This window comes from Roseburia sp. TF10-5, assembly GCF_003462365.1.
GTDB classification, from domain to species: domain Bacteria; phylum Bacillota; class Clostridia; order Lachnospirales; family Lachnospiraceae; genus Roseburia; species Roseburia faecis.
The window spans coordinates 1-1,527 of record NZ_QTYW01000046.1 but is presented as its reverse complement, the minus strand read 5'-3'; the positions used below and the strand labels follow the sequence as shown (position 1 = coordinate 1,527).

The window sequence follows — 1,527 nt, the reverse complement described above, 5'->3', positions numbered from 1 at the left end:
GACCGTATCTACATCGAAAACGAATTATCCAAAGGTGTGACTTTTAAAGACATTGCGGCATTCCTTTGTAAAGATCCTACAACCATCTCAAAAGAGGTTAAATCACGACGCCTTTCTGACTGGTACCACAAAGGAACTTTCTACAATGCCAAAAACTTTTGTGTACACCGCTATCACTGTAAAAAAACAAATGCCTGTGGAAAAATCATGCTCTGCGGTATTAAATGTACATCCTGTCCAACCTGCAACCAAACCTGTAAGGATTTCGAAAAGGAACGGTGCTGCAGACTTGATAAGGCGCCTTATGTATGTAATGGCTGTCCAATGAAAATCAATCATTGTACCATTGCCCATAAATACCGCTATGATGCCCGTTTTGCCGACCGTAAGTACCGCGAATTATTAAGTAGTTCCCGTGCCGGAATAAATATGACCCGGCATCAGCTGCACCAAAAAGACCAGATTGTTACTCCGTTGATCGCACAGGGACAGTCACCCTATCAGATCCTGATCAATCATCCGGAACTGGATATGTCTGTCCGCTCCATGTACACATACATCGATAAGGGACTGTTCACAGCCAGAAATGTGGATCTGAAAAGGCAGGCAAAATTCAAACCAAGAAAGTGCCACAAAACACAGATCAAAGACCGCGAAGTATTTACCAACAGAACCTATGCAGACTTCTGTTCTTTGGAATTAAATTCTTATGTACAAATGGACACAGTAAAGTCATCAAGGGACTCCCAGAAAACGCTGTTAACCATGATCTTTACAGAGGAAAAACTGTTTCTTGCATTTCTTATTAACCGGTGCACAAAAGGTGCCGTCCGTGCTGTATTTGACCGTTTGGAAAAACGTATGGGAACGTATGAATTTACATCTGTTTTTGAAAATATCTTAACCGACCGTGGCTCTGAATTTGGGAACCCAGAAGAATTAGAAACTGGAATTACCGGCATACAAAGAAGCAGCATTTATTACTGTGATCCAATGCGTAGCGGACAAAAAGGAACCATCGAACAGGCGCATACCATGCTCCGCATGATATTGCCTAAAGGAACATCCTTTGAATTTCTAACCCAATGGGATGTCAATCTTATTGTGAATCACATAAACTCTACCCCAAGAGAAAGCCTTGACGGCAAAACGCCGTATGATGCTGCCCTGGAAACACTTGGAGAAGATGTTCTTAAAGCCTTTCAGCTCAAGCCGATTTCACCAGATGAAGTCAATTTAACGCCTAAGCTGATATGCTTTAAGAAGTAACTAATTAACTGATCGAAATCTGCTGTCAGACTGGAAGTAAACATTTCACATTTTTTAAATGTGGCTGGTGGAATTTAGTCTGACACACCGAATTCCAGTAGCCTGTTTTTCATGCCATAAAAACAACAAAATTTCGATAAGCTAGCTTAATTATAACAGAAAGCAAGAGATTTTGTTAAAAAAACTCCTGCAAAACCAGCAAAATTTAAAAGCCGATGGAATTTACTCTTGCACTGGAATTTACTTTTTCAAGTCAGC

General features: G+C 40.7%; 1 protein-coding gene. It reads left to right on the top strand.

Annotated elements, in window-relative coordinates:
• Positions 1-1,269: IS30 family transposase (locus DXD06_RS16890; protein WP_117833212.1), on the top strand; the 1,269-nt coding region annotated here is incomplete at its 5' end.
• Positions 1,270-1,527: the final 258 nt, after the last annotated feature.